We start from the raw sequence: 14,292 nt of genomic DNA, 5'->3' as shown, positions 1-14,292 counted from the left end.
ACTTGATATGGCACTGATTGATATTCAAGTCCCTGACATTGGTGACTTCGACGAAGTCACCGTGATCGAGTTGATGGTCAAGGTGGGCGACACCGTCAAATCTGACCAAAGTCTGATCACCGTGGAGAGCGACAAAGCCTCCATGGAAATTCCTTGCAGCCACGGCGGCGTGGTCAAGGAACTCAAGGTCAAGATTGGCGACAAGGTCAAGCAAGGATCGGTGGTGTTGGTGCTGGAAGGCGAGGGCGCTGCGGCTGCCCCAGCTGCTGCGCCTGCTTCAGCGGTCGCTCCTGTGGCATCCGCTGCTGCACCCGTTGCAGCTACCCCCGCACCTGTGGCCTCCAGTTTCGGTGGTTCTGCAGACATTGAGTGCGATGTGCTCGTGTTAGGCGGTGGCCCCGGCGGTTACTCGGCTGCATTCCGTGCGGCTGACCTCGGCTTGAACGTGGTCATCGTTGAGCGCTACGCCACCTTGGGCGGCGTGTGCCTCAACGTGGGTTGCATCCCATCCAAAGCCTTGTTGCACGTCGCAGCGGTGATGGACGAAGTGGCGCACATGGCTGACCTCGGTGTGGACTTTGGCAAGCCGGTGGTCAACATCGACAAGCTGCGCGGCCACAAAGAAAAGGTCATTGGCAAACTCACAGGCGGTTTGGCGGCCATGGCCAAGATGCGCAAGGTCACCACCGTGCGCGGTTTGGGCCAGTTCGTGGGTGCAAACCACCTTGAAGTGTCGGAGACCACTGGCACTGCACAAGAACAAAACGGCAGCAAAAAAGTGATCGCCTTCAAGAAGGCCATCATCGCTGCAGGCTCTCAAGCGGTGCGTTTGCCTTTCATGCCCAACGACCCGCGCGTGGTCGACAGCACAGGCGCTTTGGAACTCAAAGAAGTGCCCAAGCGCATGCTCATTTTGGGCGGCGGCATCATCGGCCTAGAGATGGGCACGGTTTACAGCACGTTGGGCGCACGCCTGGACGTGGTGGAAATGATGGACGGCCTCATGCAAGGCGCTGACCGCGACTTGGTCAAAGTCTGGCAAAAGATGAACGCCAAGCGCTTTGACAACATCATGCTCAAGACCAAGACCGTGTCCGCACGCGCTTTGCCCGAAGGCATTGAAGTCACGTTTGCACCAGCAGAAGAGGGCGGCACAGCCCCCGCGCCGCAGGTGTACGACCTCGTGTTGCAAGCCGTGGGCCGCACGCCCAACGGCAAAAAACTCGCCGCTGAAAAAGCAGGCGTGGCTGTGACCGACCGTGGCTTTATTAACGTCGACATTCAAATGCGCACCAACGTGCCGCACATCTTCGCCATTGGCGACATCGTGGGCCAGCCCATGTTGGCGCACAAGGCGGTGCACGAAGCACACGTGGCGGCCGAAGTCATTGCGGGCGAACTGCAAGGCAACAAAGAGCTGGCAGCCGCTGCGTTCAACGCACGCGTCATCCCCAGCGTGGCCTACACCGACCCCGAAGTGGCATGGGTGGGCTTGACCGAAGACCAAGCCAAGGCGCAAGGCATCAAGGTGAAAAAGGGCTTGTTCCCTTGGACCGCCTCGGGTCGCGCCATTGCCAACGGCCGCGACGAAGGCGTGACCAAACTGCTGTTTGACGATTCACCCGAGGCCCACGGCCACGGCAAGATCTTGGGCGGCGGTATGGTGGGCACGCACGCTGGCGACATGATTGGCGAGATCGCTCTAGCGATTGAGATGGGCGCAGACGCAGTGGACATCGGCAAAACCATCCACCCACACCCCACACTGGGCGAAAGCATCGGCATGGCAGCGGAGGTGGCGCATGGTAGTTGCACGGACTTGCCGCCTGTTAAGAAGTAAACGCTTCGCGCTTTAAATAAAGAAGCCGCCAACCTGAAAGGGTTGGCGGCTTTTTCACATCAGGAATTGAAAGTAGGGCGGCCGAGTTGAGTGACTGATTTTTGAATCAATCGGCATAACCCGGGTTCACCCGGTCAATCACCCGCATCATGGCTTCAAAGAACAGGCGTTCGCGTTCGCTGCGGGGGTGGCGGTAATGGGGGCTGGGGTTTTTGATGCGCTGGATGACGGATTCGGTCAGCACGTTCAGGGGCTGACCTGTGCCCATGGCCAGCACTTGGGTGCGGCAGGCTTTTTCGAGTTTGTAGAGTCGGCGGTAGGCTTGCGCCACGGTGTCGCCAATCGTCATCACGCCATGGTTTTTCATGAAGAGCACGGTTTTGCCACCGCTCATGAGCTGCGACAGGCGTTCACCCTCAGACAAATCAGCGGCCAGCCCGGTGTAGTGATCGTCATAGGCAATGGCGCCATCAAAGAATGCCGCCGTTTGGGTGGCGGGCAGCAAGCGGTTGGCTTTGAGCATGTTCAAAGCCGTGGCCCAAGGCTGGTGGGTGTGCAGCACGACTTTGGCGCCCGTGAGGCGGTGCACCGGGGCATGGATGGATTGCGCTGACAGCTCCACCACGCCGTTGCCTTCCAGCGTTTCGCCCGCTTCGTTGAACACCATCATGGTGCTCGCTTTGGCTTCGGACCAGTGCACACCAAAGGGCGAGATCAGGTATTGGTCTTCACGCCCCGGCACGACCACGGTGAAGTGGTTGTCAATGCCTTCGTCAAAGTCGTGCAGCACCGCCAAACGCAAAGCCGCAGCCAAGTGCACCTTGGCTTGCCATATGGGGTCGCCTTGCGAGTGCGCTGGGCTTGGTGCTGTGGTGGATGCGTGCGGCATGGGTGGTCTTTCGATGGGTGATCTGTTCTGAACTCTATGCACGTATCGCCTGCAGAACTGTCACGTTTGCGGCAAAAGGTCACGCGGTACACACGTCAACCATCCTGGATGGGTCCACCACCGGGATCAAATTAGACCTTGGATGGCGCCTCACATCCAGATGCTGCGCCAAAGCAGGCTGGCACCGCCGCCGATCAGCAGCAGCCACACCGCCTGAGAGGCACGCTTGGCTGGCAGGCGGGCGTGCAGGCGGCTGCCAATCCAGTAACCCAGAAAACAGAGCGGAGCCAACGCAAAAGCCAGTGGCAACAACGATGGCTGGTTATAGAAGCCGCTGGTTGTGAACAAACCCAGACGCACCAAAGCTGTACTGAAAATCAAAACACCCAATGAGGCACGCAGGACGCTGAACTCCGTGATCCGGCCAGCCAGGTACAAAACATAGATGGGCCCGCCAGTACCGAACATGGACGTCAAGGAACCCCCAATCACTCCGGCGGGCAGAGCCCAGCGTCTTGAGATGGGTTGAGTGGCGTTTTTCTTCAGCAGATTGCGCACGGCGTAGACAAGCACAAAAGTGCCCAGCACCATCAACAACCAACGCTCATTGACATTGATGAGCAACACGATACCCAGAGCCATGCCCAACAACACAAATGGGGCCAACCACAGCAGTTCCGGGCGGCTCACTTGCTTGCGATCGCGCAGCCCAAACATCAGACCCGCACAGAGGTCAAACACGAGCATCATGGGAACGGCAAAACGCAGGGGATAAAAGTGCGCCAACAGCGGAATGCCCACAATCGCTGCGCCAAATCCGGTGAGCCCGTAAACCGAGTAAGCGAGCAGCACGATGAACGCCGTTGACAGCAATGTGGGCCAAGGAAAATCAAACATGGGTGTTTATAAACTGACAGGCACTGATCGGCGCGAACCGGGGTCAGTGCGCTTCATGTTGTTGTGTTTTCTTACAGTACGGTCTGCCCCGGAATCACTCTGGAAAAGACCACAGGCTCACGCCGCATGTCCAGCTTCGTGCCAGTTTGTGTCACCACAATGAAGGTGGAGCCCGGCAAATCGCCGGTCTCGGGGTGATCTTCACGGAAGTGCGCCCCGCGCGAGTCCTCGCGCGCGAGCGCCGAAGTGGCAATCACACGGCTCACAGAAATCAGGTTTTTGAGGTTGATCCAGTCGTGCCAGCTCAAATTGAAGGCGCGGTCACCATCGTCGACACCCGTTTGCGCCAAACGTTCGTCCAGAGCTGTCAGAGTCACCAGCGCACGCTGCAGACCATCGCCCGTGCGCAAGATGCCAACATCGTTCCACATGCACTCAAACAGCGCTTCACGGATGCTTTCAAGGCCACTCAGCTCGCCACTTTGTCCAGTCCGTGCAGTCGAATCTGGAGCGCCCAGACCAAGCGGCAGCTCATGCCATGCCACGCTGCGCGCAATGGCGTCTTCATCGGGTGCGCGCCAAGTGCCTTGGGTTTTGACCCATGCAGCCATGCTGTCGCCGGCAATCCCGCCAAAGACGGTCGAGTTGGCCACGCCGTTGCCACCCAGCCGGTTGGCGCCGTGCACACCCCCAGTGTCCTCGCCTGCGGCAAACAGCCCCACGAGACCGGTCTTGCAGTCGGCGTTGAACACCACGCCGCCCATCATGTAGTGGGCGGTCGGAACCACCTCGACCAAACCGCCAGCCAAATCAAAGCCGCAATCGCCGCAGCGTTCGACCATGCCTTTGAACTGCTGACGCACTTTGTCGGGCCCCAGGTGCGACATTTGTATGTACACGCCGCCGTTGGGCGAGATGCGACCATCGCGCATTTCAGAGAAGATGGAGCGGGAAACAATGTCACGCGTGGCCCGTTCCTCGCGGGCATCGTAGCGGTCCATGAAGCGCTGTTTGTCGCCATTGAGAAGGTAGCCACCAGCGCCACGCAGACCTTCTTCGAGCACTGTGCCCGTCATGCGTGTGCCACTGCCAGCCAGCAATCCGGTGGGGTGGAACTGCACCATTTCCATGTCGCGCACCGGAAGGCCAGCGCGCAGCGCCATGGCCAGACCATCGCAGCTTTTGTCGCCCGATGGGGTGTGGTACTTGTACATGGTGGGCCCACCACCGGTGGCCAGCAAAACGGCCTGAGTCTGCACGAACACAAACGAGCCGTCGCGCATATTGATCATCAGCACGCCCGCCAAAGCACTTCCGTCAGCCGTCCGTATGAGTTCGATGGCACGGTGCTCTTCGAGTCGGTCAATGCCACGGGCCCAGACTTGCTCGGCCAGACGGTTGATGATTTCAATGCCGGTCAGGTCGCCCTTGTGAACCGTGCGGTCAAAGGTTTGCCCCGCAAAGGCCTTCTGGTGCACAGTGCCGTCCGGGTTGCGATCGAAAAAACAGCCCAGCTCGTTTTCCAGCTCGTGGATGCGCTCAACCGCTTTGGTCACCAGCGTCCAGGCCAGGTCTTGGTCGGCCAGCCATTTGCTGCCTTCGATGGTGTCCATGAAGTGGCGCTCGACCGAGTCTCCCGGTGCCAAAGCCACGTTGTAGCCCCCCTGAACCATGCGTGTGCATCCCGACTTGCCCAGCAAGCCCTTGACGGCGACGGTCACCTTGAGATCTGGCGCTGTCTGCTGCGCATGCAAGGCCGCAAAAAGCCCTGCACCACCCGAACCCAGGATCAGGATGTCAGTTTGAATCCGTTGAATGTTCATGGGGGTAGATGCGTTCATGCTTTAACGCCCAGGCTGGCCAGCACCTCGGCGCGCCGCGCTTGCGCATCGTTTTTGACGACGCTGTAGAGGCTGCCGCTGTGGCTGTCCATGGCCACCAGCAGGGGGCCAAAGTTATGGATGCGGAACTTCCAGAGCGATTCGGGATTGAGGTCATCCATGTCGACGTCTTCGATTTGGGTGATCCAAGTGGTCTCAAGGGCCGCTGTGCCACCCACGATGGCCAAATAAGCGCCACCGATGTCACGAAAGGCCTGTGAGGAGTCCTCTCGCAATCCACCTTTGCCCACGATCAGGCGCACGCCGTTTTGGGTCATCAGCGGACGGGTGAAGCGCTCCATTCGATCGGATGTGGTCGTGCCAATGCAAATCGGTTGGTAGCCAGCCGGGTAAGTGGCGTCGGGGGTGACTTTGCGAACATTGGGCGCGGTGTGGATGACGGCGTGACCGCTCAAATCAAAGCGTGTGGTGCGACCCCGGTCGAACATGTGAATCTGCGTGGCGTCGCGGATGCCATACAGCGTTTGCTGCAGTGTGACGGTATCGTTGACCCGCAGCGCCCGAACTTGGGCTTCGGTCACGGGTGTCGTCAGTTCATGGTGTGCCATGGGTCAGCGCTCTTTCAATGTATTCAGATTCAGAAGCCATAGCGCACACCATCTGGCGTGAAGCTCGCCCGGGCCCGCCGCGCCGAATGGCACTGCATGTTCACGGCAATGGGATTCATGGTGATATGGGTCGCCGCCAACTCAATGTGCACAGCAAAAGCGGTCGAGTCGCCGCCTAGACCTTGAGGTCCCACGCCCAGTTGGTTCACCGCCATGGACAGCTGTTGCTCCAGTTCAGCGCCTGCGGGGTCCGTACAGCGGCTGCCCAATTCCCGGGTAGAAGCACGCTTGGCCAAAGCCACTGCCAAGTCGGAAGTTCCGCCCAAGCCGACACCGACGATGGTGGGCGGGCAGGTTTTACCGCCAGAAGCCAAAACGCAGTCAATGACAAAGGTCTTGATCGCGTCCACCCCCTCGGCAGGGATGGCCATTTTGAGGAAGGAGTTGTTCTCAGAGCCGCTGCCCTTGGGAATCATTTCGATTTCGAGCAATTCGGGTTGGTCACTGAACGTCACATGGATGACCGGCACCTCAATGCCGCAAGATGTGTGTTCATTTTTTCGGGTCAGCGGATGCACGACCGAACTGCGCAGAGGGTATTCGCGGGTAGCACGTTCGCAACCGCGCCGCACCGCCTGCATCAGCGCATGACCGTCCACCACCACGTCTCGCCCGATCACCACGTTGTAAATCGGAATGCCCGTGTCTTGGCACAACAGGTTATCGGTCGACTCCGCGACCGAGATGTTGGTCATCATGGTGGCGAGCACTTGGCGAGCGGTGTCTCCGGTTTCACTGGCCTGTAAGCGACCAAATCCGGTCTTGATGTCGGGCGGCAAAACCTTGAGTGCCTGGATGTACAGGGCTTTGGAGGCGTCTTCAACGGCTTGCAAGTCAATTTTCATGGGGTTTCGATTCAATGAAGACGGAGCGGTTGGCCCTGAACAAGGCCTGGTCAAGAAGACCACCAGCGGCCATGTAGCCGCTGGTGTGTGATGCGCGCGGTCAGTTCGTGCCAGCCAGTTTTCGGTTGTTCACCACCGTGGCCCAGCGCTGCGATTCGGCCACCATGGCCTTGGCAAAGTCGGCCGAACTGTTGCCCACCGGTGACATGCCCTGCACAAAGAGTCTGGCCTTGGTGTCGGTTTGCGCGAGCGTTTTGACCGTATCGGCTTGCACCTTGTTGATCACACTTGCGGGCGTACCGGCTGGAGCGAGCAGGCCAAACCAGCCCGTGTTTTCAAAGCCGGGCAGGCCGGATTCAGCCACAGTCGGGATCTCTGGCAACTGAGAAGACCGCTCTTTGCCAGTGACGGCCAGAGCGCGCAAACGGCCATTGCCCAGCAGGGCAGAGGCGGCGGCAAAATTACCCACCATCATCTGAATTTGCTTGCCCATCAGATCGTTGTAGGCAGGCGCTTCGCCGCGGTAGGCCACGTGTGCAATGTCAATGCCGGCAGCATCGGCAAAGTTTTCAGCGGCCAAGTGCACCTGACTGCCCACGCCTGCAGATCCGAAGTTGACCTTGCCCGGATTGGCCTTGGCAAAGTCGATCAACTCTTTGAGGGTTTTCTGGGGCGCGGACTCGCTCACCACGACCAGCATGGGGCCACTGGCCACGTTGGTGATCGGCGCCAGGTCTTTCACCGTGTCGAAGGGCATTTTTTTGTAAATGTGCGGGTTGATGGTGATGCTGCCCGAGGCCATCAGCAGTGTGTAGCCGTCGGCGGGCGACTTGGCCACCAAATCAGCCCCCACGTTGCCACCGCCACCGGCGCGGTTTTCAATGATCACGGGCACACCCCAAATGGCGGAGAGTTTTTGGCCGACCATGCGTGCCACCACATCGGTGGAACCACCTGGGGCGAAAGGCACAACGATGCGCACCGGCTTGCTGGGCCAAGCCTGTTGTGCGGCTGCGGGCATCGCCGCCAAAGCAGCCATGGCCAATGCGGTCATGGCCCAAATGCCTTTCAGTCCAGCACGTCGATTTTTGTTCATGTCTTTGTCTCCTGTCGTTTATAAATAAAAAAACATCTTCATTTTTCCACACCTTCAAGCCCAAAGGGACAGCGCAAAGACCAGACCCGCTGCAGCCGCAAAACCTACGGCCACGGAAATCCAGTTCTTGCGCAGACCCGAGGCTTGCCCAAATTCAATCAACAGCAACCGTACGCCACCCATCAAGTGCAGTGAGAGCAACACCACCAAGCCCCATTCGGCCAACTTGAAGAGCGGCTGGTCAGCCAGCTGCAAAAAGCCATCGAGTGCCGCAGCACCATGAATAGCTTGGCCTAAAGCCCAAAAGTGCAGAGGCAAAAAAAGCGCCAGCCCCAACCCGGACAAGCGATGCATCTGAAAAGCCCAGTAAGCAGGGTGGCCACGGGCCCGCTGGTCGTTTTGTCGCTTCGTACTCATGACACCACTCCCCACACCGCGCGCAGACCTGTGACCAAGAGCAGCAGACCAAAAAGGCGTGACAACCACAGCGCCACCGTCTCACCCCAACCCCACCACTCGCGGGCAATATTGGACAACCCCAGTGGCACATGAACCGCACAGGCGATCACAAACACGGCGTAAAAAACTCCCAATCCCCAGTTGCCCTGGGTGCGGCCCAAAATTTCGGCTGCGCTGAGCCCACCACTCACCGCGTACATGATGATTCCCAGGTGGACCAGAACACACAAAGCCAGCACCATGGCGCTGACGCGTTGCCAGTACCAGCGTTTGGCTTGTGCAATTTGCATCGATGGGTATTGGCTCACGGGGGGCCTCACAGCTTGTTGCGGACAGCGGCACGGGCCACGGTACGTTTGAGTCCGGCAATCGACACCGTGGGCGACAAATGTTTGGGGCAACGCTCGGTACAAGAACCAAGCGTGTGACAGGCATGACAACCCGCATCCCCCGCCACGGCGCGCAGCCGTTCTGTTTGCTGTACGTCGCGCACGTCGTTGACCAGTGTCCAAGAGCGGTTCATCGCCGCTGGGCCCAGGTAATCTGGACGCCAACCCACCACATCACACGAGGCGTAACACACACCACAGCCGATGCACTCAATGCCGGCATCGGCGGCCTTTCGCTCATTGGAAGCAGGTGCCACCTTGGCAAATGGATCGTGCCGGGTGGCTGCGCCTTTGAAGGCCCCTCCGGCGCGCGTCCATTTGTCGAAAAATTCACTCATGTCGGTGGCCAGATCTTTGATCACCGGCAAGTTGGACAACGGCGCTATTTCCAAGCTGCCCTCTGCGTCCACCACTTTGCTGACATGGGTGCGGCAAGTCCAGCAGGCCTTGCCATTGACCGTCATGGCACACGAGCCACACATGCCCACACGACACGCAAAACGGTAACTCAGCGTGGGTTCCAGCTCGCGCTGGATGTGGGTCACGACATCCAGCACAGTTTGGCTGGCCAGACGCGGCACCTCGTACTGGCTGAAACCGCCTTCGGCTTTGCCTCGCCACACTTTGACCGACATGGTTTCTGACATGTGGTTTCTCTTTCAATTCGTCATGATTAGATTCACTGTAGTTGCTCAGCCAATAAAGAAAAAGCGAATATTTTTTTAGTCCAGCAAAAGAATTGCTTTCTAATAGAGCTCAAGTGATGGGGTTTACCCTTTCTCTCAACATGAACCGTTTGGCCTCTTTACCCTTGCTTTGTCATGTCCTCCATCCGTATTCTCAAAACTTTTCTGGCCGTGGTGAGACACGGCACCTTGGCCGCCGCTGGCAAAGAGGTGGGCTTGACAGCTGCCGCCGTTGGTTTGCAAATCCGGTCATTAGAGGCCGATTTACGGCTGACGGTGTTTGACCGCAATGGCCGCTCCATCGTGCTCAACACGGCTGGGCGTGGCTTGGTGGCCCCCGTGCAAGACTTGGTTGACCGTTTTGAAGCGCTCGCGGCGGTAGAAAACGGCCAGGAGTTGGTGGGCACGGTGGTGGTTGGCGCACTGGTCTCCGCTTTGATGGGGGCTTTTTCCGATGGGTTGTGGGCGCTCAAACGTCGCCACCCAAAGCTCGATGTCACGCTGTTGGCCGGTTTATCGTCAGACTTTGCACTCAGGGTCGAGCGCGGTGAGTTGGATGCAGCCGTGGTCACGCAGCCCCCTCAGGCCCTCCCGTCCAGCTTGCTTTGGACGCCCTTGTATTCAGAGCCGCTGGTGCTCATCGTTCCACGCAAGCCGCACTTTGAGCTGCCTTCCACCCCCTTGGACATCTTGTCTCAAGCGCCTTTTATGCGGTTTGACCGCCAGACCTGGACAGGTCATTTGGTCAATGAGGCTTTGGGCCAATGCAACGCGCAGGTCAAAGAGAGCATCGAGTTGAATTCGGTGGAGGCCATCGTGGCGCTGGTGCGTCAAGGTTTTGGGGTGTCCATCGTGCCCCGCCTGGCCAATGTGACTTGGTCGCGAGACCGACTGCTTCAGGTGATGCCATTGCCCAGTGTGAATGTGCAGCGGCATGTCGGCCTGCTGGAACGTCGCCAGCACAGCCGTGAACGGTTCACTTCAGAGATCAAGGCCTACTTCTCATTGGCAGCAAAGAGTCAGCGTTTCAGCAACGGGGAAACCTGAATCAAGTTCGCTGCGTTCAAAGCACGGGGTTGAACTCAATGCGGCCCGAGGTAACACCCGTTAGCCCGTTCATCGTCTTCCCCTCCCTCACCGTCCTCTTTGCACAGAGCGGCTATCAGGGCCTGGTCAACCACCTGACCGGGCAACAGCAATTCTTCGTTTGTCCAGCGCTTGACCAAATGGCCATTGGCCACGCCACCCGTGTGCGGGGCTTGGTAGGCGCGTCGGTGCTGCATGGTGACGCCATGGTTGGCGTTGGCAATGAAGCGGCTTTCGCCCAAGGCCCAGGGCTCGAAGTAGGCGTTGGCGGCGGCATCCACTTGGCGGAAGTAGGCTCGTGCGCCTTCGGCATTGAGTTTTTTGCGCACCGTGCGCGTGATCAAGCCTTGTAAATGATCGAGTGCTGCATCGTCCATTTGACTTATCGCCGATGGATGCATCTCTTGCCCAGCCAGGGCTGCTGTGGCAGACAATTCTTCAGGCAGAACCAGCACCATGGCTTGGACCACGTCGCGGTGGGGTGCCACGGCAGTGGCCACGCCGCGGGTTTGCGGCTGGATGGGGCAACGGATTTCCACAAAGCGAGGCTTCACCGGGCCGGTGCAGCCATCGTGGTGGTAGTACTCGCCTTGGCTCAGCCGGCCTTTGCTGGAGCGCCCGCGCACATCGCGGTATGTAGAGTGTTCTGTGCGGACATTCAGGCACACCACCAAGCCCGTGGTGTCGACCAGTTGGTAAAAGGCTTCTCGCCATTCGGGCAAAAGAAGCTTGTCGTGCAAATAGTCGCTCACGGCAGCATCTTCATTCCCGACTTCGCCACCAATCACCAGCACAAAGGGCTTTGGCCTGCGGACGCGCCATTGGCAGTTGGCAAATTCCAGAACCGAACTGGCGTGTTCAGCAACTGAGGTAGGTATTTGGCCTGTAGGTTCAGACATGAGAGAAATCAGGAAGAGTTCGGGTTCGCGAAGCGAGCAGGGGGGATGGCAATTTTAGGTTCTCATACTTCAATGAATCAGCCTAAACCCAACACCTCCCAGACCCGAATCGCAGCATAGGCATCGTTTGCCGCATAAACCACCTGCGATTCGCTCAGCTGTGCATTGGCCCAGTTGCTGGTGGCGGCCTTTTTAGATTTCATGAAGCGTTGGTTAAACAAGACTGCCACTGCGCCTTTGACACCCATGTCTTTTCGGTAACCGCGCTGGTGGAAAACGGTGTTGAGTTCCAGGATACCTTGTGGCTCGATACCCAACTTTTGGATGATGCGCTTGCGGTCGTCACCCAAACCAAAGCCAGCCTTGACGATGCCTGGATGAGCCAGCAGATCGGCCGCCACCTTGCGACATGCCGTGTCGTGCAGCTGAAAGACCCAGGCCCTTTCGGACGTAGACAGTTGCAGTATGTGGGGTCCGTCAGAGGATTCACCCACCCTGAAAGTGGGTTTGGACTCGGTGTCGAAACCCCAAGCGGGAGCCTGTAACAAGTACCCAAGTGCCTGCTGTGCTTGCGCGCCGCTGCTGACCAGCGTGATTCGGTCCAGCCCCAGCCGCTCAAAAGGCGGGAGGAGGGCGATGGCATCTTTGTCGGGGGTGGCGTGTTGAGGGCTCATGCGATCAACCCACCTTTTTCCGTGAATTTTTCTTGGTTTTGTCGCTCGCCTCTTTGCGAACCGCACGTTCGGCGTCGGCTTTTTTGCCCTCTGCCAACCATTGGGCAAATTGTTCGGGCGTTTCCAATGTGATGCGGCCAAGAGCGGCTGCCCGGAAATCATGGATCACGATGTGTGCAGCCTTGGTGGTGTTGATCCTTCCACCGCTTTGCATGGCGCCTCGAACACGCCCAATTGCTTCGAGCAAGCTTTCATCGGTGTGGCTGGCCACATCGGTCACTTTATAGCGGTCGCTGAGCGCCTGCGGATAGTGGGGGATCAGGTAGTTGAGCAACTCCAGCGCGACCACTTCCTCATCAAAAGCATTCACACCGATTGCTCCGCTGGCCGCCAGGTTGTAGCCGCTTTGCTCGACGATGATGCGCGGCCAGAGCACGCCCGGTGTGTCATAAAGGTAGAAGTCGTCGGCCAAGGCAATGCGCATCTCCTGTTTGGTCACACCGGCTTCATCGCCTGTTTTGGCGGCGCGTTTGCCTTTGAGGGTGTTGATCAAGGTCGATTTGCCAACGTTGGGAATGCCACAGATCAGCACGCGCATGGGTTTGACCATGCCACCTCGGTTCGGTGCCAGTTGCATACAGGCCTCGATCAGCGCTTTGGCGGGTGAGCTCATGCTCGTGTCCAGTCCAATGGCACGTACACCAGGCATGGCGTTGTAATGGGACAGCCATTGGCTGGTGCGGTCTGGATCTGCCAAATCTTGCTTGCTCAGGATCTTGAGAGCGGGCTTGCCCTTGATCAGCTCGGCCAGCATGGGATTGGCGCTCGAGCCTGGTAAACGCGCGTCCAACATTTCAATCACAACGTCAATGTCTTTGATGCGTTCCCCGATCGCCTTGCGCGTGAGGTGCATGTGTCCAGGAAACCATTGAATCGCCATAAATACCGCTGCTAACCGAATGTCAAAGAATGAGATTGTCGGTTACCTCGTTATGGATTTCTCAGTTTTTTTCAAGTTCACATGAAAAGCCTGGTGGATTCAAGGACGAAGTGCAACACGGTTCAACGAGGCGTGAAACACCTCGTATGGCGTCTTGAATCCGAGCCGCTTTCTGGGCCGGTGATTCAATCTGTTTTCGATCATAGTCAACTCCTCATCGGTGACAGTTTCCATGCGCCGCTTTTTGGGAATGTATTGGCGCAGCAAACCATTGAAGTTCTCGTTGCTGCCGCGCTGCCAGCTGCAATACGGATCGGCAAAGTAAGTCTGGATGCCAAGGGCCTGATCGATGGCCTGGTGATCGGCAAACTCCTTGCCGTTGTCCACCGTCAAGGTCTTCACCCGTGAGTTCACGGGCTTGAGCTTGGCTTCAATGGCCCGGCCCACCAAATCGGCAGACTTGTTGGGCACTTTGGCCAGCACAGCAAAGCCACTCTTGCGTTCTACCAGTGTCACGATGGCTTGTTTGTGAGCCGCGCCAATGACGGTATCTCCCTCCCAGTGGCCCACTTGCTTGCGATCTTCAATGTGACTTGGTCTCTCGCTGATCGGGCGGCGGTTCGGGATCTGGCCACGCCTGTCACGCCCGCACAGGTGGCGTTTGCGCCGGGGCTTTTGGCTGCGCAGGTGCGTGTGTAAATCACCACCGGCAGCCTTGTTCGCATAGACATGCAAATAGACGCTCTCATGGCTGACCGCCACCTTGCCTGCAATCTGCTCGGGGCTCCATTGAATGCCCAGGTAGAAATCCACATCGGACCAGACCTTGGAATCTACACGGCGGGCATTACGGCTGCGCTGTGCTCGCTCAGACGCCTTGGCGCAGGCTTGTTCGGCGCGGTAGCCACGCTGGCCACGACCACGGCTGAGTTCGCGGCTGATGGTGCTGCGGTTCCTGCCCAGGGATCGGGCAATCTCGCTAATGGTCTGTTTGGCTTTCAAAAGGCTGTGAATTTGGTATCGTTCTTCTCGGCTGAGGTGCTTGTACATCTGGCAACTTGGACTTGGCGGTTTGAGTGGCCA

At 58.3% G+C, this 14,292-nt stretch carries 15 protein-coding genes; 2 read left to right on the top strand and 13 right to left on the bottom strand.

What is annotated here, in order from left to right; translation table 11 throughout:
* Positions 1 to 7: 7 nt before the first annotated feature.
* Positions 8 to 1,840, top strand: coding sequence for a dihydrolipoyl dehydrogenase (gene lpdA, locus ACZ5SR_RS09120; RefSeq protein ID WP_464448429.1), 1,833 nt, complete (start codon positions 8 to 10; stop codon positions 1,838 to 1,840).
* A gap of 106 nt (positions 1,841 to 1,946) precedes the next feature.
* Here lpdA and ACZ5SR_RS09115 read toward each other — a convergent pair whose 3' ends face one another.
* From ACZ5SR_RS09115 to ACZ5SR_RS09075, 9 genes are all read right to left on the bottom strand, one after another.
* Complete coding sequence (locus ACZ5SR_RS09115) at positions 1,947 to 2,729, bottom strand: class II aldolase/adducin family protein (RefSeq protein WP_464448428.1); 783 nt, start codon at positions 2,727 to 2,729, stop codon at positions 1,947 to 1,949.
* Between the two features lie 150 nt (positions 2,730 to 2,879).
* On the bottom strand, positions 2,880 to 3,626 hold the full coding sequence (locus ACZ5SR_RS09110) for a sulfite exporter TauE/SafE family protein (protein WP_464448427.1): 747 nt from the start codon (positions 3,624 to 3,626) through the stop codon (positions 2,880 to 2,882).
* A gap of 71 nt (positions 3,627 to 3,697) precedes the next feature.
* Entirely contained in the window at positions 3,698 to 5,467 is a 1,770-nt protein-coding gene (locus ACZ5SR_RS09105) for an L-aspartate oxidase (RefSeq protein ID WP_464448426.1), read from the bottom strand.
* Entirely contained in the window at positions 5,464 to 6,075 is a 612-nt protein-coding gene (locus ACZ5SR_RS09100) for a fumarate hydratase C-terminal domain-containing protein (RefSeq protein ID WP_464448425.1), read from the bottom strand. The genes ACZ5SR_RS09105 and ACZ5SR_RS09100 overlap by 4 nt, the downstream gene beginning before the upstream one ends.
* A gap of 29 nt (positions 6,076 to 6,104) precedes the next feature.
* On the bottom strand, positions 6,105 to 6,980 hold the full coding sequence (locus ACZ5SR_RS09095; RefSeq protein WP_464448424.1) for a fumarate hydratase: 876 nt from the start codon (positions 6,978 to 6,980) through the stop codon (positions 6,105 to 6,107).
* Between the two features lie 100 nt (positions 6,981 to 7,080).
* Positions 7,081 to 8,076 carry a tripartite tricarboxylate transporter substrate binding protein gene (locus ACZ5SR_RS09090; RefSeq protein ID WP_464448423.1) on the bottom strand — a complete coding sequence of 332 codons (996 nt, stop codon included), beginning with the start codon at positions 8,074 to 8,076 and terminating at the stop codon, positions 7,081 to 7,083.
* Between the two features lie 54 nt (positions 8,077 to 8,130).
* Positions 8,131 to 8,493, bottom strand: a complete 363-nt coding sequence (gene sdhC / locus ACZ5SR_RS09085) for a succinate dehydrogenase, cytochrome b556 subunit (protein ID WP_464448422.1) — start codon at positions 8,491 to 8,493, stop codon at positions 8,131 to 8,133.
* Positions 8,490 to 8,843, bottom strand: a complete 354-nt coding sequence (locus tag ACZ5SR_RS09080; RefSeq protein ID WP_464448421.1) for a succinate dehydrogenase — start codon at positions 8,841 to 8,843, stop codon at positions 8,490 to 8,492. Before ACZ5SR_RS09080 ends, sdhC begins: the two co-directional genes overlap by 4 nt.
* An 8-nt stretch (positions 8,844 to 8,851) precedes the next feature.
* Positions 8,852 to 9,571, bottom strand: coding sequence for a succinate dehydrogenase/fumarate reductase iron-sulfur subunit (locus ACZ5SR_RS09075; RefSeq protein WP_464448420.1), 720 nt, complete (start codon positions 9,569 to 9,571; stop codon positions 8,852 to 8,854).
* A 174-nt stretch (positions 9,572 to 9,745) separates the two neighbouring features.
* Between ACZ5SR_RS09075 and ACZ5SR_RS09070 the strand changes: the two genes are divergently transcribed.
* Positions 9,746 to 10,657 carry a LysR family transcriptional regulator gene (locus ACZ5SR_RS09070; RefSeq protein ID WP_464448419.1) on the top strand — a complete coding sequence of 304 codons (912 nt, stop codon included), beginning with the start codon at positions 9,746 to 9,748 and terminating at the stop codon, positions 10,655 to 10,657.
* 35 nt (positions 10,658 to 10,692) lie between these two features.
* Here the strand turns inward: ACZ5SR_RS09070 and ACZ5SR_RS09065 are convergent, their stop codons facing one another.
* The 4 genes from ACZ5SR_RS09065 to ACZ5SR_RS09050 form a co-directional block, all read right to left on the bottom strand.
* The gene (locus tag ACZ5SR_RS09065; RefSeq protein WP_464448418.1) at positions 10,693 to 11,595 is read right to left on the bottom strand and encodes a hypothetical protein; all 903 of its coding nucleotides are present in this window, start codon (positions 11,593 to 11,595) and stop codon (positions 10,693 to 10,695) included.
* A gap of 77 nt (positions 11,596 to 11,672) precedes the next feature.
* On the bottom strand, positions 11,673 to 12,269 hold the full coding sequence (locus tag ACZ5SR_RS09060; protein ID WP_464448417.1) for a 3'-5' exonuclease: 597 nt from the start codon (positions 12,267 to 12,269) through the stop codon (positions 11,673 to 11,675).
* A gap of 4 nt (positions 12,270 to 12,273) precedes the next feature.
* Positions 12,274 to 13,209, bottom strand: a complete 936-nt coding sequence (ylqF, locus tag ACZ5SR_RS09055) for a ribosome biogenesis GTPase YlqF (RefSeq protein WP_464448416.1) — start codon at positions 13,207 to 13,209, stop codon at positions 12,274 to 12,276.
* Positions 13,210 to 13,308: 99 nt separating this feature from the next.
* Positions 13,309 to 14,259, bottom strand: a complete 951-nt coding sequence (locus tag ACZ5SR_RS09050) for an IS30 family transposase (protein ID WP_464448415.1) — start codon at positions 14,257 to 14,259, stop codon at positions 13,309 to 13,311.
* Between the last annotated feature and the right edge of the window lie 33 nt (positions 14,260 to 14,292).

The sequence above is a fragment of the Limnohabitans sp. TEGF002 genome (assembly GCF_055395845.1).
This window is presented reverse-complemented; position numbering and strand designations above follow the sequence as displayed.